This window comes from Actinomycetes bacterium (assembly GCA_036000965.1).
In the GTDB taxonomy this organism is placed as follows: Bacteria; Actinomycetota; CALGFH01; order CALGFH01; family CALGFH01; genus DASYUT01.
Map to the genome: position 1 here is coordinate 26445 of DASYUT010000109.1, position 19352 is coordinate 45796.

The window sequence follows — 19352 nt, forward strand, 5'->3', positions numbered from 1 at the left end:
AGGACGAGCCGTGGCCGCAGACCGCCCGACCCCGACCCCCCAGGCGTCGGCCTGGGCCCCGCTCGCCGAGCCCGCGTTCCGCGCCCTGTGGATCGCCGCGCTCGCCTCCAACATCGGCTTGTGGATGCAGAACGTCGGCGCGGTGTGGCTCATGACCGAGCTGTCGCGCTCCGCGGTGCTCATCGCCTTGGTGCAGACCGCCACCAGCCTGCCCGTCATGCTGGTCGGGCTGCCCGCCGGGGCCATGGCCGACGTGTTCGACCGGCGCCGGCTGCTGCTCGCCACCCAGTCGTGGATGCTCGCCTCGGCCGCGGCGCTGGCGCTGCTCACGTCCGCCGGGGTGGCCACGCCCTGGCTGGTGCTGGCGCTGACGTTCGCGCTCGGGCTCGGCAACGCGGTCAACGGCCCGGCCTGGCAGGCGGTCATCCCGGAGCTGGTGGGGGCCGACCAGACGCCGGCTGCGGTGGCCCTGAACAGCGTGCAGTTCAACATCGGCCGGGCGCTCGGGCCGGCCCTCGGGGGCCTGGTCGTGGCCACGGCCGGCCCAGCCGCCGTGTTCGGCCTCAACGCACTGTCGTTCCTCGGCGTGATCGTGGTGCTGTGGCGCTGGCGCCGCCCCGAGCGGGACGTCCTGGGCGCCGGCGAGCGGGTGGTCGGGGCGATCGGCGCCGGCCTGCGCTACGTGCGCCACGCGCCCGCGCTACGGGCCGTGCTCTACCGCACCAGCCTGTTCGTGCTGCCCGCGAGCGCTCTGTGGGCGCTGCTGCCGCTGGTGGCCACGCGCGAGCTCCACCTCAGCGCGACCGGCTACGGCCTGCTCCTCGGCGGCCTCGGCGCCGGCTCCATCGTCGGCGCGACCTTGCTGCCCAGGATCCGCAGCCGCCTGCCGATCGACCCGCGGCTCGTCGCGGGCACGCTCCTGATGGCCGCCTCGCTGCTGGTGCTCGCGCTGGTCCGGTCGTTGCCGGTGGTGCTCGTCGCCATGCTGGCCGCCGGCGTCGCCTGGGTGTCGGTGCTCACCAGCTTCAACGTCGCCACCCGCAGCGTGGTGCCCAGGTGGGTGCAGGCCAGGGCCCTTGCCGTCTACCTGCTGGTGTTCCAGGGCAGCCTCGCGCTCGGCAGCCTCGCCTGGGGGGTGGTCGCGGCCAGGCTCGGGGTCACCCGCGCGATCCTGGCCGCGGCGCTCCTGCTCGTGGCCGGCCTGGCCGGCGCGCTCCGCTGGCGCCTGCACGGCATCGCGTCGATCGACCTGACACCCTCGGTCCGCCCCGAGCCGGAGGTGGTGGACGAGCCCGAGCCCGACGACGGTCCCGTGCTGGTCCTGGTCGAGTACCGCATCGAGCCGTCCCGGGCCGAGGACTTCGTGGTCGCCATGCGGGCCCTGCGCCAGGTGCGTCGGCGCGACGGCGCCTACCGCTGGGGGCTGTGGAGCGACGTGGTCGACCCAGCCCGCTACGTCGAGACGTTCGTGGTCCGCTCCTGGGCGGAGCACCTGCGCCAGCACGAGCGGTTCACCGTCGAGGACATGCTCGTGCGCGAGCGCGTCCAGTCGTTCCACGTCGGCGACGGGCCGCCGGCCGTCTCCCACCTGATCCATCCCGACGCCGCCATCGGCAGGCAGCGCCGCTGGGTGCGCTCGACCCGGCCCGGCACCCGCAGCCGCCCCGGCCCAGACCGCGACTGAGCCGCGCTGGGGTGCTCGAGTCCGCCGCCGGGGAACCTGGCGCGTACCGGGGAAGCTGGCGCGCATCAGGCCCCGCTCGCAGGTTGCGGAACCTGGTCAGCGACGGGCGGAACCGGTTGAGGGAAACCCGGCGCGCGTCGGGCCCCCACTTGCTGGGGGCCCGACGCGGCCTCGAGCACGTCGAGGCGGCGAGGGCGGGGTCTCGGCCCTCGCACCGGGCCTTGCCGCCGCGCCGGTGTTCCAAACGGGCGGCGGTTGACCCGGCGTGGCGGAACCGCCGGTCAGGCATCCACCAGCTGCGCCCGCATGCGCTCGATCGCGCGCCTGAGCAGGCGCGACACATGCATCTGGGAGATCCGCATGCGGACTGCGATCTCGTCCTGGGTCAGCTCCTCGACGTAGCGGAGGAGCACGATCTCGCGCTCCCGCTCGGGCAGCCGGCTGACCAGGTGGGGCAGGACGAGCAGGTCCTCCCTCTCCTCGCGGAAGCCGGTCTCGACGACGAAGTCGCCGAGCACGGCGTCGCCGTCCTCGCCGGCCGGCTGGTCGAGCGAGGGCGCCGAACGGGTCTGGGCCACCTCGATCGCCTCGAGCACTTCGTCCTCGGTCGCCTTCAGGTGCTCGGCCAGCTCGGCCACGGTGGGGGAGTGCCCCAGCTGCTGGGGCAGCTCGTCGATGGCCCGGCACAGGCGCAGGGCCAGGTCCTTGGCGCCCCGCGGCACGCGGATGCGCCAGCTGGCGTCCCGCAGGTGGCGCTTGATCTCGCCGATCACGGTGGCGACGGCGTAGGGGATGAACGGGTTGGCCCGGTCCGGCTCGTAGCGGTCGACCGCCTTCACCAGGCCGAGCCGGGCGACCTGGCGGAGGTCGTCGAGCGGGATGGAGCGGTTGCCCCTGTAGCGGTCGGCCAGCCGGTCAGCCAGGCCGAGGTAGGCCAGGATGATCCGCTCTCGCAGCGCGGGGTCCCTGGTCTGCGCGTACACCTGGAACCAGCCCTCGACCCGCTGCACCGCGGCCTCGTCGTCGGGGCGGACCTCCAGGGGGGGCTCGTCGTGGGGAACCGGAGCAGGGAGTCGCTCAAGCTCAGTTTCGAGGACTGCGGACGCCATCAGAACCTCCGTGAGGTGCTGCCGGCCCGCAGGGACAAGGCGGGACTCGAGCTCTTCGGTCTGGCTTCTCATTGTCCTGGACCCACGCGGGTAAACCTGCGCCGACACAGAACTTTCCTACCAAATCCGGCCTGCCACCAGGGTTGTATCCTGCTGCTCGGGGTTCACTCACCGGGCCGACCACCAGGCCCAGGCGCGCGGGGTGACCGCGACGACCGGGCCGGGCGGGCGCTGGGACCGGTAGGCGGGGTAGCGGCCGGCCAGCGCGTCCAGGGCGGCGTCGGCCGCCCGGCCCTGGACCACCGAGGCCGTGCCCTGCAGCTCCACCCACCACAGCTCGGCCCAGTCGTCGCTGTAGTGGTCCACCAGCAGGGCGACCCGCGGCTCGGCCTCCAGGTCGGCCAGGCGGCGGAGCCGCCGGCCCCGCTTGGGCTTCACGGCGTCCACCGCCCACACCGCCACGCCCTCGTGCCAGGCGAACGTCACCGGGACGAGCCGGGGGCCGCCAGGCGGGGCGGTGGCCAGCCGGGCCACCCGGCCGGCCACGAACCGTGCCAGCACCTCCGTGGGCGGCCCCTCGGGTCCCGCGCGCCCGCCGGTCACCGGCATCCCTCCCGCGTGCTCGGATCCGCATGGACCAATCAAACAGAATGTCTAGAAAAACCGGATAGACATGGTAGAGCCCGTCGGCCATTTGAGAGGCACCCGTCCCTGCTCGGGATGGCCTCGTCCGACGAGCGCAGCATGCCACGCCGCATGCTGCTGAGCACCGGCGCGCACGCCCCAGCGCCAGGGAGGACCACGGGTGCGGCCATCGCTCACCGACGACGAGTGCCAGCGGCTGGCCGAACTCCTGGCGAGCTGCTCGACCAGGTGGCGGCCAGCATCCCGGCGCGGACCCGCCGGCGGGAGGAAGACGCCTCAGCTGCCACGGATCCCGCCTTTCGGGTCCGGGTTGAGCTGCCTGCAGGCGCGTGCGGACCGATGCTTAGGACCCGTCGGGGGAGCAGGCCGGCGATGACGACGCCGCTCGGAGCCTGGCGGCGATGGCACCGGCTTGGGCGCAGGCAGAGCCCGTCGTCGGTGACCACCTGCCTCGTTGGCAAGGGCTGCCGGCCCGCGGCAGCCAGGGTGGTGACACCTGACTCGTTGCGCTCCACGATGGAGCGTCGAGACGGCGCGGTGCGGCGCCCAAGCGATGAGCGGTCACGGCAAACGCGCTGAGGGCTTTGGGTGGGGAGGGGGAGGTTGAGGTGGCTGACGAGAGGGAGGTCGCCGTCGGGCGGGCGCAGGAGGGCGATGCACCGGCCACGGCCTTGTTGGAGCGCAAGCACGACCCCTCGCGCGTCCTGGCCCTGTCCGACGGTGTCTTCGCGATCATCATCACGCTGCTGGTGCTGGATGTTCATGTTCCGGAGCTCACCGAGGGCCAGTCGCTGGCTGCGGCGCTGCGGGAGATCCGGCCGTCGTTTGCCGCGTTTGTGATCAGCTTCATCGTGGCCGGGATGTACTGGGTGGGCCATCGTGACCTGTTCGGGCTGATCCGCCGGACCGATCGCGGCTTGGTCTGGCTGAACATCCTGTACCTGCTGCCGGTGTGCCTGCTGCCGTTCGGCGCCTCGCTGCTGGGCCGCTTCGACCGGGAGCCGGTGGCAGTGCGGATCTACGGCCTGGTGCTGGTCGCGATCGCGGGCATGCGGGTGGCCATCTGGTTGTACGCCACCAGCCGCCCGCACCTACTGTGGCAGCGGCTTGATGATCGCCAGCGCCGCGCCGGGCTGGGCTTGGCCGTGTTCCCGGGGCTGGTCTACCTGCTCGCCATGCTGGTCGCATCGGTCGCGCCTGCGGTGAGCCTGGTGATCTACGGGGGCATGCCGGTGCTGTACGTCCTCAGCATCACGGTCCTTCGCAGCGGCCGGAAGCGGAACCAGGAGTACGCGGACTTCACCGAACCCGCTCTGGCCGGTTCAGTGCCTCGACGGGTGAGCCGGCGACCACCGTGAGAGGCGGTGTCGTCGAACACGGACTCGGCGGTCATGGCGGCTCCCTCTTATGTGTCGGCCGCTGAGCCGGCGCCGGGCTGGCCGGCAAGCTCGTCGTCCTCATCCTCGCCGGCCGCGCCCTGGTAGGTCTCGAACACGATGACGTTGCCGCTGGCGGGTCGGGCGCTGACCACGGCCTCCAACGCTTCGTCGCCGACGCCGGGGGACCGCCGCCGGCGAGCCGGCACCGGTAGACCGTCTTGGCGGGGACGCCGAGGTAGTCGGCGACCTCGGCGACGCTCAGCAGTCCTCTCGCCCTCGTGCCGGAGGAGGGGCTCGAACCCTCATGCCCTGATGGGCCCAACGCTTTTAAGGCGTGGCTGTCTGCCGATTCCAGCACTCCGGCCTGGGGTGCGGTCTTCGAGGCTACGGCAACCGGCCGGTCCGAGCGAGACCTGGGGTCATTCGCTCAACGGCTCCAGTGGCTCTCGCCGAGCAGGTAGGCGGTGGCGAGGCTCTCCGGGTCGCGCTCGGCCGGCTCACCCGTCCCTGCATGCTCGACGGCGACCGAGATGGTGCGGGCCTGGTGCAGCTCCAGGGTGGTGCGCTCGCCGTCGCGGTCGAGCAGCGTGCGGCCGTCCACGAAGTCGACCACCGTCCACGTCGACCTGGGCTCCACCCCCGCCCGCTTGAAGGCCCGGAGCAGGTCGTGGTCTTCGTTCTCGAAGCGGAGCACCCGCACCACGCTGCCGGTCGGGACGCTGGTCAGGGGCACGCCCGGCTCGCGCGGGTAGTCGCCGATGGGGTGGCCGTGCGGGCAGGTCCTGATCCTGCCGATCATCTCGAGCATGCGCTTCTCGAGGCCCTCGGTGACCCCCATCTCGAAGGTCTCCGCCTCCTCGTGCACCTCGTCCCAGGGGACGCCCATGACCTTGACGAGGAACGCCTCGACCAGCCGGTGGCGGCTGACCACGTGCTTGGCCACCGTCTCGCCCGACTCGGTGAGCGAGATGCGCTTGCCGGGACCGCGGGTCACGAGCTCCTCGGCCTCGAGCTTGCGCACCATCTCGGTCACGCTCGGGGGCGCGTATCCCAGGGCGCGGGCGAGGTTGGTCGGGCTGCGCTCGATCCCGGCCTCGTGCAGCCAGTAGAGCGCCTCCAGGTACTCCTGAACGGCTGAGCTGAGCGTCTGGGACATGGCCCCATCCTACGCGGGCCTGGGTCACTTGGGGACGACCACCACGCGCCCGGCCATGCCGGCGTGCAGCGTGCAGCGGTACTCGAAGGTGCCCGGCCGGTCGAACCGGTGCTGGAAGGTCCCGTTGCGCACGGTCTTGGACTCGAAGCCGTCCCCCTTGACGTTGTGGGGGACGTTGCCGTCCTCGAAGGACCAGGTGACCGTGGTCCCGGCCGGCACCTGGACGGCGAGCGGGGTGAACACCGTGTCCTTGGCGACCACGCGCTGAGCGCCGACGACGGGCTCGGCCTGGGCGGCGCGGTTCTCGGGGTGGTTGGGCTGGCAGGCGGCGGCCAATATCGTGAACAAGATCACGAGCGCGGCCGTGAAGATTCGGGATCGGCTCGGCACTGAAGGTCTCTCCTGAAGGTCTCTCCTGAAGGTCTCTCCTGAAGGTCTCTCCTGAGGTGCGGGTCGGTGCCTGTCTTGCGGTGCGGGTCGGTGCCTGTCTTGCGGTGCGGGTCGGTGCCAGTCTGCCACCGGCGAGGCGACCAGGACGGCGGCCGCCCCGGCCGCTACGCGGCGTCGGTGGCGTCGAGTGCCGTCGACCAGCCGGCCTCGGGGTCGGCGACCGCCAGCCGGAGGGTCCAGCCGGTCCCGGGCATCCCGACGTCCCAGCACCACCACGACAGCCGCCCGACCGCCGCCCCGAGCTCGGCCGGGTCCGGGGGCCAGTCCAGGCCGGCCAAGGCCGCAGCCGCCCACCAGGCGTCGAAGCGCCCGAGCGCCGCCCCCCGGCGCACCCCGTGCGCCCCGCCGCTCGCAGCCGCCCACGCCATCCGCGCCATCGCTTCCGCCCCGGCGATCCTGCCCAGCCGGTGCCGGGGCACGCCCAGCGCGGACACCGCGCTCGACGGCCCTCCCTCGACCACCACCGCCCGCGCGGTCCCGCCCGACTCGCTCGTCCACACCTCGACCAGGTCGGTCAAGGCACGCGCGACCTCGGGCCGGTCGAGCACCCGGCTGGGCAGGTCGCTCCCGGGTTCCATCGCGACCGGCTCGGCACCCGGGTCGGGCACCTCCAGCTTGTCGGCCGAGTAGGCGGCCAGCGCGTAGGCCGGCTCCCAGGAGGCCAGGGCGAGCGGCAGCTCGAGCACCTCGGGGTGGGCGCGCTGGTCGCCCCGCAGGTCCTCGCCGCGCAGCACGCGCTCCTGGGCGACCGCGCCAGCGACGCCGGGCTCGCCGAGGTGGGGGGCCAGCTCCTCCCAGGCGTGAGTGGCCCCGGCCACCTCGGTGAGCGGGCCGAGCGCGAAGCGCCCGACGCCGGGGCGGAGCACCCCGGCCGCCTCCGGGCCCGGCGCCTCCAGCGCCGTGCGGTACTCGACGTAGGTGGTGACCGGCCAGAGCGGCTTGCCCCGCTCGACCGCCTCGACCAGCCGCTCGCGCAGCTCGACCATGCCCTGCCAGTCGCGGGTCGCGCACAGGCCGTCGACGGCGCGCAGCAGCGCCGCAGGGTCGGCCGCCTCCACCAGGTCGGCCAGGTACGGGTCGGGCACGGGCGCCTCCTCCACGGGCAGGGCACCTCCCGGGTGCCACGAGCGTACGGTCGGCCATCTTGCCACCGGCGCGAGTCTGGTGGAGACCCGCGCCGCCGGCGGGCCTGGGGCTGGCCCAGATCCCCCGTGGGGTTGCCTGCGCCCGCTGGCGGGCTTTCGGGGGCTGGCCCGGGTCCCCCATGGGGTTGCCTGCGCCGCCGGCCGCGCCTCGGCTACGATCGGCTGATGACCACCCCGGCCCGCCTCAGCGAGCGCGTGTTCGCGCTCGGCCGCGCCGGCCTCGACGCCCAGCTCGCGCACCCCACCGTGCGCGGCATCGCCGCCGGCACCCTCGACGAGGCGGTGTTCCGGCGCTGGCTCGTGCAGGACTGGTTGTTCCTGCACGACTACGTCCGCCTGTTCGCCCTCGCCGCCGCCCGGGCACCCGACGCGGCAACCCTCGGCCGCCTGGTCGACCTCGCCCACGCCACCTGGCACGACGAGCTGTCGCTGCACCGTGCCTACGCCGCCGAGTTCGGCCTGACCGACGCCGACCTGGACGGCCAGCCCAAGTCACGGACCTGTGCCGCCTACACCGACTTCCTCTTGCGGACCGCGGCCACCGGCGACTTCGCCGACGTCCTGGCAGCGCTGCTGCCCTGCATGTGGGGTTACTCGGAGCTGGGCCGGGCGATGGCGGCGGCCGGGATGCCGGCCGAGCCCCGCTACCGGCGGTGGGTCGAGGCCTATGCCGACCCCGGGTTCGCCGAGCTGGCCGCCTGGTGCGCGCGCATGCTCGACCGGGCCGCCGAGGGGCTGCCCGCGTGGCGGCTCGCACAGCTCGAGCGGTGCTTCACCGAGAGCCTGGACCACGAGGTCGCGTTCTGGGACGCATGAGCCCAGCGCGCGGCCAGGAGGGAGCACGCATGCCAACCCTGCAGGTCCTGTGCGTGTTCACCGGGTCCGACGGTGGCGGCTGACCAGAGCCGTAGCCTCGGAATGCTGAACGGCTCCTCCTTCAGTGGTCAGTCAGTGGTCAGTGGCGGCCGGGTCATGGCGGCCGGTCAGTGGCGGCCGGTCAGCGGTCCCTGGACGGCGCGGAACATGGCGGTGTCCTTGGGCTCGGCGGGCGGCTCCACCAGGTGGAACCAGTAGAAGCCGTGCGGCCCGACGGCGAGGCGGTAGGGCTCGCCGTCGATGACCGGGAACGGGGTCCGTCCGAACATCTCCTCGGGGACCAGGCCGATGAAGCGTGACAGGTCGAGCTCGACCGGCTGGGCGAAGCGCGACAGGTTGGCGATCACGATGACCACGTCGGCGCCGAGCTGGCGGACGAAGGCGAGCACCCGGCGGTTGTCGGGGTAGAGGGGCTCGTAGTCGCCCGTCCCGAAGACCGGGTGCTGCTTGCGGACCTGCAGCATGCGCCGCACCCACTGCAGCAGCGAGGTCGACACCCGCTCCTGCGCCTCGACGTTCTGGGCCTGGTAGCCGTAGACCGGGTCCATCAGGAAGGGCAGGTACAGCGCTGCCGGGTCGGCCCGGGAGAAGCCGGCGTTGCGGTCCCCGGTCCACTGCATGGGCGTGCGGACGCCGTCGCGGTCGCCGAGGTAGATGTTGTCGCCCATGCCGATCTCGTCGCCGTAGTAGATGACCGGGCTGCCGGGCAGGCTGAGCAGCAGGCTGTAGAGCAGCTCGATCTGGCGCCTGCCGTTGTCGAGCAGCGGGGACAGGCGGCGGGCGATGCCGATGTTGCGCCGCATGCGCGGGTCCTTGGCGTACTCCGCGTACATGTAGTCGCGTTCCTCGTCGGTGACCATCTCGAGGGTCAGCTCGTCGTGGTTGCGCAGGAACAGCCCCCATTGCGCGGTGTCGGGGATCTTCGGCGTGCGGTTCATGATCTCCACGATCGGGGTGCGGTCCTCGCGCCGCAGGGCCATGAACATCCGCGGCATGACCGGGAAGTTGAACGCCATGTGGCACTCGTCGCCGTCGCCGAAGTAGGGGACGACGTCGGGCGGCCACTGGTTGGCCTCGGCGAGCAGGAGCCGGTCGGGGTACTTGTCGTCGACCTCCTTGCGCACCCGCTTGAGGAACTCGTGGGTCTCGGGAAGGTTCTCGCAGTTGCTGCCCTCCCGCTCGAACAGGTAGGGCACGGCGTCGAGCCGGAACCCGTCCAGCCCCATGTCGAGCCAGAAGCGGATGGCCTCGAGCATCGCGTCCTGGACCTCGGGGTTGTCGTAGTTGAGGTCGGGCTGGTGGGAGAAGAACCGGTGCCAGTAGAACGCCTGGGCCTCGTGGTCCCAGGTCCAGTTGGACGCCTCGGTGTCCACGAAGATGATGCGGGCGTCCTGGTACCGCTTGTCGGTGTTGCTCCACACGTACCAGTCGCGCTTGGGCGAGCCCGGCTTGCGCGCCTCCTGGAACCACGGGTGCTGGTCACTCGTGTGGTTCATCACCATGTCGGCGATCACCCGGATGCCCCGGGCGTGGGCGGCCTCGAGGAAGTCGTAGAAGTCGCCCAGCGTCCCGTAGTCGGGGAGGATCGAGAAGTGGTCGGAGACGTCGTAGCCGCCGTCGCGGAGCGGCGACGGGTACATCGGGAGGAGCCAGACGCAGTCGACGCCGAGCCACTGGAGGTAGTCCAGCCGCTCGGTCAGCCCGCGGAAGTCACCGTTGCCGTCGCCGTTGCCGTCCTGGAAGCCACGGACGTGCAGCTCGTAGAAGACGGCAGTCTTGTACCAGAGGGGATCTTCTCGCATCCGTTGCAGCTCCTCGACTCCGGCAGCGTACGCCCGCGTGGACAGGTGAAGCTCCCTGAAGCGGTGCTCCCCTTGCAAGTGTGCGCTGGGTCAAGCCAGTGTTAAACACCACACGGTAGGCGTTCAACCCCTGCGCATCCGGATCGCGGCGGTCGGCGGAAGCCGGCGTGGCAAGGTGCCCGGTGGGCGAGGGGTTTGTGCAGAGCGCGCTCGCTGCTCTCATCGGCTGCCGGGGGCCACGGCTACAGCACTTCCCTCCCGGCGGGCACGACCGGTGCGCCTGCGCCCGGACCTGACGCCGCTCCCCCTGGCGCCCGGACCTGACGCCGCTCCCCCTGGCGCGCCCGGACCTGATACCGCTCCCTCTCGCCCCCGGACCTGACGCTGCTCCCCGCCTCGGCCGAGGCGGGGAGCAGCGAGGCAGGCCGGGCGGTCAGCGCAGCGCGGGACGGCTTCCAGGGCGCATGGTGCCCGTCCCGCCCCTCGGGTTCTCCCGCTCGCCGGTGACCGGCCCGGGGGTGCCAGCCCGGACGGCCTCGAGCTGGGCCGCGAAGGCGATTCCGAGGTAGATCGCGAGCGAGGTCAGGAACGTCCACAGCAGCAGGCCGATCATGCCGGCCAGCGGCCCGTAGGTCTCGCCGAACGAGGTGCTCTGCGTCAGGTACAGCGAGAGCAGCCCGGTGAACAGGAACCAGAGCAGCACCGACACCCCCGACCCGAACGCGAGCCAGGAGGCGGCCGGCTGCCTGCGGCGGGGCGACTCCCGGAACAGCAGCGCCATCGCGCCCACGATCAGGCCGATCGCGACCGGCCAGCGCAGGAAGGCCCAGATCTCGCTTATCGCGCCGGACAGCCCGGTCGCCCGGCCGATGTCGGAGCCGATCACGATGAGCACGAAGGCGAGCACCGCGAGCAGGCCGGCCGTGCAGGCCAGCACCAGGCCGGTCAGGTACTTCTGCTGGGTGGGGCGGTCCTGCTCGACGCCGTAGATGCGGTTGGCGCCCCGCTCGATCTGGGCGAAGGCCAAGGCGGCCGAGACCACCGCGGTGAGCAGCCCGAACACCAGCGCCGCCCTGGCCCCGCCGCCGCTGGCCCGCTGGCCCTGCCGGAAGGCGTCCCTGACGATGTCGCCGGCCGGCCCGGGCGCGAAGCGGTCGGCGGTCTGCAGGATGAGCGTGGAGAACTTCTTGGCGTTCAGGACGCTGGCGAGCCCCACCGTGGCGATCAGGGCGGGGAGCAGGGTCAGGGTCACCTGGAAGGCCAGGGCCCGGGCGTGGCTGAAGCCGTCGGCGGCCCGGAAGCGCTGGAACGAGTCCTTCACGAGCCGCCCGATGCCGGTCCGGCGCAGCGTCTCCAGGGCGTCGTCACCCTCCAGGTCGTAGGTTTCGGGGACCGATGTTGCCGTGCTCATCGCATGCTCCTCTCTGGGCCCGCCTCGGCCTTGGTGGCGGGCACGCACAGCGTCAGGGCGGACGGGACGACCTCGACCACGAGCCGGTCGGTCGGGCCGGCCGGGTCGCCGTCGCGCTCCATCGGCTGGGGGCGGTCGCAGCGCACCTCCACCCGCCGGACCCGGAAGGTCTCCATCTGGCGGTCGTCGCGCCGCCGCCGGGCCAGGACCCGGGCCGCCACCTTGAGCCAGTCGCCGACCGTCCGCGTGAGCAGCACGGCCACGTCGAGCAGGCCGTCGTCGGGCTGGGCGTCGGGCAGGACCGGCAGGCGGCCCTGGAGCCGGCCGAGGTTGGCGACGAGCACGCACTGACCGGTGCGGACGATCGGCTGCTGGTCGTCGGCGCGGATGTGGAACGTGGTCGGGCGGCGCCGCAGGTGCTTGAGCCCGCTGATCACATAGGCGAGTGCGCCGATGCGCTTCTTCAGCCCGGGGTCGGCGTCCCTGAGCATGGCCGCGTCGAACCCGATCCCGCTCATGACCACGAACCGGTCGTCGCCGATGGCGCCCACGTCGATCCGGCGCCGGTCGCCCCGCAGGGCGACCTCGAGCGCGCCCTCGACGTCGCTGGGGATGTCGAAGTTGTTGGCGAGCAGGTTGCCTGTGCCACCGGGCAGCACCGCGAACGGCACCTCGGTCCCGGCCAGGCCCGTGACGCAGGCCATCACGGTCCCGTCGCCGCCAGAGGCCATGACCAGGTCCACGCCCTCCTCGACGGCCCGGCGGGTCAGCCCCTGGCCCGGGTCCTCTCTGGTCGTCTCGAGCCAGAGCACGTCGAGGCCCGCGGCGGCCAGGGCGGCTCGGGTCTCGTCGGCGCGGCTGGGGGCGTCCTCCCCGCCGGTGGCGGGGTTGAAGATCACCGCGACGCGCCGCGGGGCCGTCCCGCCCCGGCGGGCCTCACGCTGGAGCTTCTCGCGGGCCTCGCGCCGGAGCTTCTCGCCGGCCTCGCGCTCCACCTTCTCGACGGTCATCGCGCGCTCCCGCCGCGGGCCGGGGCGCCCTGAGGCCTGTCCGGGGACCGTTTCCGGAGCTGGTGGTGCAGGACGCCGAGGCGGACGGCCTTGACCGTCAGGAACAGCCAGATGGCGCCGAGCAGGATGCCGCCGACGACGTCGGACAGGTAGTGCATGCCACGGTAGACGCGGCTCACGGCGACCACCAGCGGGATCGCCAGCGCCAGAGCCACGAACAGCCAGCGCAGGGCGGCCGAGCGGGCTCGCTCCGAGGCGAGGATGGCGACCGCCCCGTACAGGGCGATCGCCGCCGCGGTGTGCCCGGACGGGAAGCTCGAGGTGGGCGGCGCCTCGTCGAGGTGCTTGACCGGCGGGCGGGCGCGGTCCACCAGCATGGTGACGCCGAGGAAGATGACCACCTCGCCGGCGACCGCGACCGCCACCAGCATCGGCTCGCGCCAGCGGCGCCAGGCCAGCGCCGCGCCCGCCACGACCAGCACGGCCATGGTCGCGACCGGCAGCGTCCCGCCCAGGGTGGTGGTCCAGCGGGTGACCTCGTTCATGTCCTCGGACCGGTGGGCCGCGAACCAGCGGGACAGGCTCGAGTCGGCGTTGCCCAGGGCGTCGTCGTTGGCCACGTTGGTGAGCAGGAAGCCGAGCAACACCAGCACGCCGAGCAGGACGACCGCACCGCCGACCAGGAACAGGGCCGAGGGGACGCCGTCGCGAAGGTGTCGCCAGCGCTCGGCCAGGGTCGCCTCCGGGTCCCGCCACGACGGGTCGAGCGGTCCGTGCCCTCGTGCTGCCTTCATCTCGGTTGCCTCTCTCGGGTCGGTTGCCTCTCGGGATGGGCCGGCCAAGTCGGTCCGGGTACCACTCGCCTATGTACCCAAGAAGGCGAGCAAACCACTTGAGGGTGCGAGCATTGCCATGCTCGGACCCTTCGGTGGGTGCGAGATCCCGGGCCCGCGGCCCGGTGGCTGCGTTCCCGGGTCTGCGGCTCGGTGGACACGTTCCCGGGCCTGCGGCCCGGTGACCGTCCTGGGTCCGTGGCCGGGTGGCCATGCAGTGGCCATTCAGGCCATTCATAGGCCTGCGGCCGGGTGGACGTACAGTGAACCGACTCAGGCCGGATGACGAAGGAGTCGCAGTGCCGTCAGCACGCAGCGTACGCAACACCGCCGTCGTGGGAGGGCTCGGCCTGGCCGGCGTCTACGCCTTCGAAGCGGCCCAGCACCACCGCGGCGGCGCCAAGGGGTTCGAGCTGGAGGACCCGCCCGCGCCCGGCAGCCCTGACTTCGCCCGGCTGGTGGCGGCGCTCACGGCCGCGCCCCTGCGCCAGGGCAACCGCGTGACCGTGCTCCGCAACGGCGACGAGATCTTCCCGGCCATGCTCGACGCCATCAAGGCGGCCAAGCAGACGGTCGACTTCGCCACCTACGTCTACTGGACGGGCAGCATCGCCCCGAAGTTCGCCAACGCCCTGGCCGAGCGGGCCAGGGCGGGGGTGGAGGTCAACGTGCTGCTCGACGCGGTCGGCGCGGCCAAGATGGAGCGCGAGCTGGTCGAGCAGCTCGAGACGGCCGGCGCCAGGGTCGCCTGGTTCCGCCCGGTGCGCTGGTGGACGCTGCACAAGCTGAACAACCGCACCCACCGCAAGATCCTGGTCGTGGACGGCCAGCTCGGCTTCACCGGCGGTGTGGGGATCGCCGAGGAGTGGACCGGCAACGCCGAGGACGCCGACCACTGGCGCGACACCCACGTCCGGGTCGAGGGCCCGGCAACGCGCGACCTGCTCGGTGGCTTCCTCGACAACTGGGCCGAGGCGACCCAGTGCATCCTCACCGGCCGCGAGCACCTGCCCGACATCCCCGGCTTCGACCTCGCCCGCTGGCGGGCCCGGCCCCTGTCGGCCAGGGCCAAGGAGCTGGGCAGCGCGCTCGTCCGCCGGGAGCTGTAGTGCCCGGCGACCTCGTGGACCTCGGCCCGGCCACCAGCATCGTGCTGCTCGGCTTCGTGATCGCCGCGGTGCTGGCGGCGGCCGGTGCCGCCCTGGTCCGCGCCCCGCACCTGCCCCCGGCCACCGGGCGCGGCGAGCAGGTGGCCGAGAAAGTCACCCGCTGGCTGCAGCTGCGCCGCCTCTTGCACCGGAGGCTCGACCCGGCCCAGGCCACCGGCCTCGCCCTGACCATCGCGCTCGCGGTCATCTTCGTGGCGGCGCTCGTCTTCGGGCTGGTCGCCGACGCGTTCGCGTCCCGCAGCGGGCCGGCCCAGGCCGACGCGTCGGCGGCCGCCTGGGGTGTCCGCCACGCCACGCCCGAGACCGTTCGCCTCTTCCACCAGCTCACCCTGCTCGGCAGCACCCCTGTGGTGCTCGCCATCGTGGTGCTGTTCGGCGCCTTCGACGTGATGCGCCGCCAGCGCTGGTCGGGCGTTGCCTTCCTGGCGACCGTGGTCGTCGGCCAGAACCTCATCGCCAACGGGGTCAAGCTGCTGGTGCAGCGCGAGCGCCCGCCCGTGCCCCACCTGACCGGCGCCTCCGGGTACTCGTTCCCGTCCGGCCACTCGGCCGCTGCCGCGGCCACCTACGCCGCCCTCGCACTCCTGCTCGGCAGCGGCCGACGCTGGTCGGTGAAGGTGTGGCTGGGCACGGCGGCCGCCGCGGTGACTGCCGCCGTGGCCGCCTCCCGGGTGCTGCTCGGGGTGCACTGGCTCTCCGACGTCGTCGCCGGGGTCAGCCTCGGGCTTGGCTGGTTCGCGGTCTGCTCGGTCGCCTTCGGGGGCTCGCTGCTCCGCTTCGGCACCCCGGCCGAGCGGGCCGAGGTCAAAGACCGGACGGCGGGCCGGGCGGGCTTCCGCTGGCCGTGGCGGCGCCCGCCCCCCGACACGCCCGGTCCGGGGCCGGTAGGCTTGCCAGCGTCCGAGCTGCCGACCGACGCGACGAAAGGCCGAAGCGCGATGCGTGACGCGGAGCCACAGCCCACCGAGGAGCAGGTCGAGTCGCGAGCCGGCTCGCTCGCGGCCGAGCCGGGCAACGGGGCCGACGACACCGGGGCGCAGGCCCGGGCCCTGCTGGAGGAGTCGGAGGAGCGCCTGGAGGACCCGGCCGCCCGCAACCCCCACGACCCGGGGGTCATCCGGCGCAGGTCCGACGAGGGCGTGCCGGTCGACGAGTGACTGGTCCTCGGTGCCCGAGGAGCGCATGCTACCGCCCATCATGACGATCTCATCCTCCGGTCTCAGGCAGGCACTCGACCAGCTCGCCGAGCTGCACGAGTCCGAGGCCACCCTGGAGGAGGCGATGCAGCGCATCGTCGACTCGACCGCGGTGCTGTTCGGGGTCGACGCGACCGCGCTCATGCTGGCCGACCGTGACCAGCTGCTGCGCAACGTGGCCGTGTCCGACCACCTGGCCCGCACACTCGAGGAGCTGCAGATCGAGCACGGCGAGGGCCCCGGGGTGGAGGCGTTCGAGGACCAGCAGGTCGTCCCGGCCGACGACCTGGCCGCCGAGCGCCGCTGGCCGTCGTTCGCCCCCGCCGCCGTCCGGCGCGGGCTGGTCGCCGTGCTCGCCAGCCCCATCCCGTACTCGGAGCAGGCGGTCGGGGTGCTGGCCGCGCTGTCCTCGGCGCGCCACCCCTGGGAGCGGTCCGACCTCGAGGCGATCGCCGCCTTCACCGACCTCGCCGCCCTGCTGGTCCTGAACGCCATGCAGGCCCGGGAGCGGGGCCGCCTGGCCGGCGAGCTGCAAGGCGCCCTCGACTCCCGCGTGGTCATCGAGCAGGCCAAGGGGGTGCTGGTCGGCCGGCACGGGATCGCCCCGAGGCAGGCCTTCGAGCGCCTCCGCGGGCAGGCCAGGGACGAGCGCCGCCCCATCGCGGAGGTCGCCCGGGCCGTGGTCGCCCTCGCCCAGCGGCGCTGACCGGCTGGTCCGGCCTGCCTGAAGTGCGCCAGGCCGTGGTGGCTGACGTGCGCGAGGCCCCGGCGGCTCGCGAGGCCCCGGCGGCTCACGAGGCCACGGCGCCACACGAGGCCACGTCGGCTGAAGTGCGCGAGGCCCGCCGCCGGGTTCTCGGGTGGTAGCGTTGCGCCATGTCCATCGACGCCCTCACCTCAGCCGAGATCTCGCTCCCGACCCGGCCCGACGCGGCCCGCGTGCGTGACCGCATCGCCGTCCTGGCCGCCAACGTCGACCTGGTCGGGCTCACCGACAACCACGCCGGACAGCCCCGGATGTCGCCGCTGGCCGCGGTCGCGCTCGCCCGCGAGCAGGGCGTGGCCACCGTCGTGCACGTGTCCTGCCGGGACCGCAACCGCCTCGCCCTGCAGTCGCAGGTCGTCGGCGCCGCCGCCCTCGGCTCCGAGGGCGTGCTGTGCCTGTACGGTGACCCGGTGGCCGGCGTGCCCCGGGTCAAGGACTACACCACCACCAGGCTGCTCACCGACGCCAAGGCGTGGGCCGCCCCCCACGACCTGGCCGTCGGCTGCGTGACCGACCCGTTCGGGGCCGACACCGAGGGCGAGCTGGCCCTGCTCGGCCGGAAGGTGGCGGCCGGGGCCGACTTCGTCCAGACCCAGATGGTCTTCGACGCCAACCGGCTGGCCGTGTTCCTCCGGCAGGCACGGGAGAGTGGCAAGCTCGAGGACCGCCGGGTGTACGCAAGCGTCGCCGTGCTGCGCAGCAGGCGCATGGCCGACTACGTCAACCAGACGCTCCCTGGCTTCTCCCTGCCTGAGCACGCGTACCGGCGGATCTCGGGCGGAGGCGGGGTCGACCTCGCCATCGAGACGGCCGTGGAACTGGCCGGGGTGGCCGGAGTCGACGCCCTGCACGTCATGCCGCTCGGCGACGAGGCCGCGGCCGGCCGGGTGGCGGCCGCCTTCCGGGCCGCCCGTGGCGCCCCGGTGCAGCGCGACCGGCGCGGGCCGGGCTGAGCCGCCGCCACCCGGCCGGACCCGGTTCCAGCGGCCGGGCGGGGTGGCCGCCTCGCGGGCCCGGGAGCGTTTCCCTGGGGCCTGTTGACGCCGTACTGGACAAGGCGCATGCTCCGCCTCGCCAGCCTGTGACTTTGCCATCGATGGCCGTCGAGGATCCCCGGTCCCGGCGGCCGTTCGCGTCTGGACGTCCGGGCGTCCAGAAGGGAGCCGGCATGACGACACCGCGCCGCTGGAAGGCTGGCGACCGGGTGATCCTCGACGGCGCATCCGGCGACCTGGCCCGGCTCCAGGGCGTGCGCGCGACCGTGGTGTCCGCCGGCGAGAGCGTCGCCCGCATCCGCTTCGACTCGGCGAAGCTGCTCGGCGGGCAGCTCCGGCACGAGATCGAGGTGGCGGCCGAGTGGCTCCTGCAGGAGCCCCCGCCTGTGGCCGACGCGGTCTAGCGGGTTGCTGCGTTGCCAGCGAAGTCCATCAGGCACGCCGTGGAAGACCTGCTGGTCAGGGCGCCTGCACGCTGCGGCGCGGAGCGGGAGTGGGTGGGGACCGGTTTGCGAGCGTCGGTACCGGCCGGTCAATGCTCCGACCTGCGGGTTGGCTCGCGCCGGTGCAGGGCGGTGACCGCCTCGACGTGGGCGGTCTGGGGTCACGTCCTGCCAACAGGAACTACCCGATAGCAGCGTGATCGTGCAGGTGAAGGCGGTTGTGGGTTGACCGAGATTGCCCGCTCGTGACCGCTGGGTTCTAGGCTGGCGCGGACCAACTGCGGACCAGGACCGTTGCCTTAAGAGAGAGCGAACGCGCGTTCGGACAAGGGTGAAGACTGCCCTGAACAGGGCGAATGCTGCGCTCCCTCGTGCCGTGAGGGCCTGGCCGCCGAAGGATGACGGAACACAGCCGGAACAGGGAGCAGGCCGATTGGCCAGCTCAGGCCGCATGATCTGGCCTGCTGTCGATCACGGGGGCGGAACGAACGGAGCCGGCTGCGGACCGAGCGCGGGCGAGGATAGCAGACCTCAACTACCACGCTGATTGCATGCGGTAGCCTCTGTTTGCTGCGAATTGGCCTTGGTTTGCGCGACAGTCGTCGCGTGTGAGATGATCAGGGTAATTACAATGCTGTAACTAGCCCGGAAGGCAACAGGATGGCCCCCAAGCCTAAGGAAAACGCCGGAAAGCCGTGGACCCCGGCCGACGAGAAGAAGCTGCGTGACCTCGCAGAGCACAACACGCCAGCGGGGCTGATTGCCCATGAGTTGGGGCGCAGTGAGGATGCAGTCCGCTCTCACGCCTCTGAGACAGGCGTGTCCCTGAAGCCGACGAACCAGTCCCCGTATGGGCCTCGCAAGGAGAAGTAGGCACCTCCCTCGATGAGGGCAAAGTCCTCGGCGTGCCCGGCAACCTGGTCGATGACGCTGCGGAGCCGATCGGTGGCTGTCCAGGTCCGTGAGCCGCGTACCAGGAGCCGCATCTCTGCTCCTCTCCCCTGCTCGCGCATGCCTCCGCTGGCGGGCTGGCTGCTGCTCGCCCACCTGGGGGCGACGTGTCACGTCCATCAGGCGCCGGCAGGGGTCAATAGTCGGAGCGAAAAAAAGTCTCTGATCCCCTCGAAGGATTAGCTATAGGCGCACGACTTTTTTTCGGGGGAGGCTGTTGACGCCTGCCGGTTGGCGCCTGATATTGCCCAGCTCGTCAGCGGAGATCGGCCGGTCCGCGTCTTGGTGCAGGTTTCCAAGGCGCGGCGCGCGGAGCGCGAGGCCGATGCAGG

Annotated in this window: 19 protein-coding genes and 1 tRNA gene; 8 read left to right on the forward strand and 12 right to left on the reverse strand. The window is 72.7% G+C overall.

Annotated elements, in window-relative coordinates; all coding sequences use genetic code 11:
- The first annotated feature begins 10 nt into the window (after positions 1–10).
- Entirely contained in the window at positions 11–1684 is a 1674-nt protein-coding gene (locus tag VG276_08840) for an MFS transporter (GenBank protein HEV8649500.1), read from the forward strand.
- Between the two features lie 281 nt (positions 1685–1965).
- Here the strand turns inward: VG276_08840 and VG276_08845 are convergent, their stop codons facing one another.
- The gene (locus tag VG276_08845; protein HEV8649501.1) at positions 1966–2793 is read right to left on the reverse strand and encodes a sigma-70 family RNA polymerase sigma factor; all 828 of its coding nucleotides are present in this window, start codon (positions 2791–2793) and stop codon (positions 1966–1968) included.
- 168 nt (positions 2794–2961) lie between these two features.
- Complete coding sequence (locus tag VG276_08850) at positions 2962–3396, reverse strand: TIGR03668 family PPOX class F420-dependent oxidoreductase (GenBank protein ID HEV8649502.1); 435 nt, start codon at positions 3394–3396, stop codon at positions 2962–2964.
- Positions 3397–4046: 650 nt separating this feature from the next.
- On the opposite strand from VG276_08850, the gene VG276_08855 reads away from it, so the two are divergent.
- On the forward strand, positions 4047–4796 hold the full coding sequence (locus VG276_08855) for a TMEM175 family protein (GenBank protein HEV8649503.1): 750 nt from the start codon (positions 4047–4049) through the stop codon (positions 4794–4796).
- A gap of 47 nt (positions 4797–4843) precedes the next feature.
- On the opposite strand, the gene VG276_08860 is transcribed toward VG276_08855, so the two are convergent.
- The 5 genes from VG276_08860 to VG276_08880 all read right to left on the reverse strand — a co-directional run bounded on the left by VG276_08860 (position 4844) and on the right by VG276_08880 (position 7523).
- Complete coding sequence (locus tag VG276_08860) at positions 4844–5023, reverse strand: hypothetical protein (protein HEV8649504.1); 180 nt, start codon at positions 5021–5023, stop codon at positions 4844–4846.
- Between the two features lie 73 nt (positions 5024–5096).
- Positions 5097–5181 (reverse strand) — tRNA-Leu (locus VG276_08865).
- 63 nt (positions 5182–5244) lie between these two features.
- Complete coding sequence (locus tag VG276_08870) at positions 5245–5973, reverse strand: metal-dependent transcriptional regulator (GenBank protein HEV8649505.1); 729 nt, start codon at positions 5971–5973, stop codon at positions 5245–5247.
- A 24-nt stretch (positions 5974–5997) separates the two neighbouring features.
- Complete coding sequence (locus tag VG276_08875) at positions 5998–6363, reverse strand: plastocyanin/azurin family copper-binding protein (GenBank protein ID HEV8649506.1); 366 nt, start codon at positions 6361–6363, stop codon at positions 5998–6000.
- A 164-nt stretch (positions 6364–6527) separates the two neighbouring features.
- The gene (locus VG276_08880) at positions 6528–7523 is read right to left on the reverse strand and encodes a hypothetical protein (protein ID HEV8649507.1); all 996 of its coding nucleotides are present in this window, start codon (positions 7521–7523) and stop codon (positions 6528–6530) included.
- 210 nt (positions 7524–7733) lie between these two features.
- Here VG276_08880 and tenA point away from each other — a divergent pair, with 210 nt between their 5' ends.
- Positions 7734–8384 carry a thiaminase II gene (tenA, locus tag VG276_08885; protein ID HEV8649508.1) on the forward strand — a complete coding sequence of 217 codons (651 nt, stop codon included), beginning with the start codon at positions 7734–7736 and terminating at the stop codon, positions 8382–8384.
- Between the two features lie 167 nt (positions 8385–8551).
- Here the strand turns inward: tenA and treS are convergent, their stop codons facing one another.
- From treS to VG276_08905, 4 genes are all read right to left on the reverse strand, one after another.
- Entirely contained in the window at positions 8552–10246 is a 1695-nt protein-coding gene (gene treS, locus VG276_08890) for a maltose alpha-D-glucosyltransferase (GenBank protein HEV8649509.1), read from the reverse strand.
- A gap of 433 nt (positions 10247–10679) precedes the next feature.
- Complete coding sequence (locus VG276_08895) at positions 10680–11657, reverse strand: YihY/virulence factor BrkB family protein (GenBank protein HEV8649510.1); 978 nt, start codon at positions 11655–11657, stop codon at positions 10680–10682.
- Entirely contained in the window at positions 11654–12667 is a 1014-nt protein-coding gene (locus VG276_08900) for a diacylglycerol kinase family protein (GenBank protein HEV8649511.1), read from the reverse strand. Before VG276_08900 ends, VG276_08895 begins: the two co-directional genes overlap by 4 nt.
- Complete coding sequence (locus tag VG276_08905) at positions 12664–13461, reverse strand: phosphatase PAP2 family protein (protein HEV8649512.1); 798 nt, start codon at positions 13459–13461, stop codon at positions 12664–12666. The genes VG276_08900 and VG276_08905 overlap by 4 nt, the downstream gene beginning before the upstream one ends.
- A 338-nt stretch (positions 13462–13799) precedes the next feature.
- On the opposite strand from VG276_08905, the gene VG276_08910 reads away from it, so the two are divergent.
- The 5 genes from VG276_08910 to VG276_08930 all read left to right on the forward strand — a co-directional run bounded on the left by VG276_08910 (position 13800) and on the right by VG276_08930 (position 18030).
- The gene (locus VG276_08910; GenBank protein HEV8649513.1) at positions 13800–14609 is read left to right on the forward strand and encodes a phospholipase D-like domain-containing protein; all 810 of its coding nucleotides are present in this window, start codon (positions 13800–13802) and stop codon (positions 14607–14609) included.
- Positions 14609–15826, forward strand: a complete 1218-nt coding sequence (locus tag VG276_08915) for a phosphatase PAP2 family protein (GenBank protein HEV8649514.1) — start codon at positions 14609–14611, stop codon at positions 15824–15826. Before VG276_08910 ends, VG276_08915 begins: the two co-directional genes overlap by 1 nt.
- A gap of 25 nt (positions 15827–15851) precedes the next feature.
- Entirely contained in the window at positions 15852–16571 is a 720-nt protein-coding gene (locus tag VG276_08920; GenBank protein HEV8649515.1) for a GAF and ANTAR domain-containing protein, read from the forward strand.
- A 170-nt stretch (positions 16572–16741) separates the two neighbouring features.
- Positions 16742–17584 carry a methylenetetrahydrofolate reductase gene (locus VG276_08925; protein HEV8649516.1) on the forward strand — a complete coding sequence of 281 codons (843 nt, stop codon included), beginning with the start codon at positions 16742–16744 and terminating at the stop codon, positions 17582–17584.
- A 215-nt stretch (positions 17585–17799) separates the two neighbouring features.
- A complete protein-coding gene (locus VG276_08930) occupies positions 17800–18030 on the forward strand; it encodes a hypothetical protein (protein HEV8649517.1) in 231 nt (76 codons plus the stop codon).
- Between the two features lie 839 nt (positions 18031–18869).
- Here VG276_08930 and VG276_08935 read toward each other — a convergent pair.
- Positions 18870–19055 (reverse strand): hypothetical protein, encoded by a 186-nt coding sequence (locus VG276_08935; GenBank protein ID HEV8649518.1) that lies wholly within the window; start codon positions 19053–19055, stop codon positions 18870–18872.
- Positions 19056–19352 lie beyond the last annotated feature (297 nt).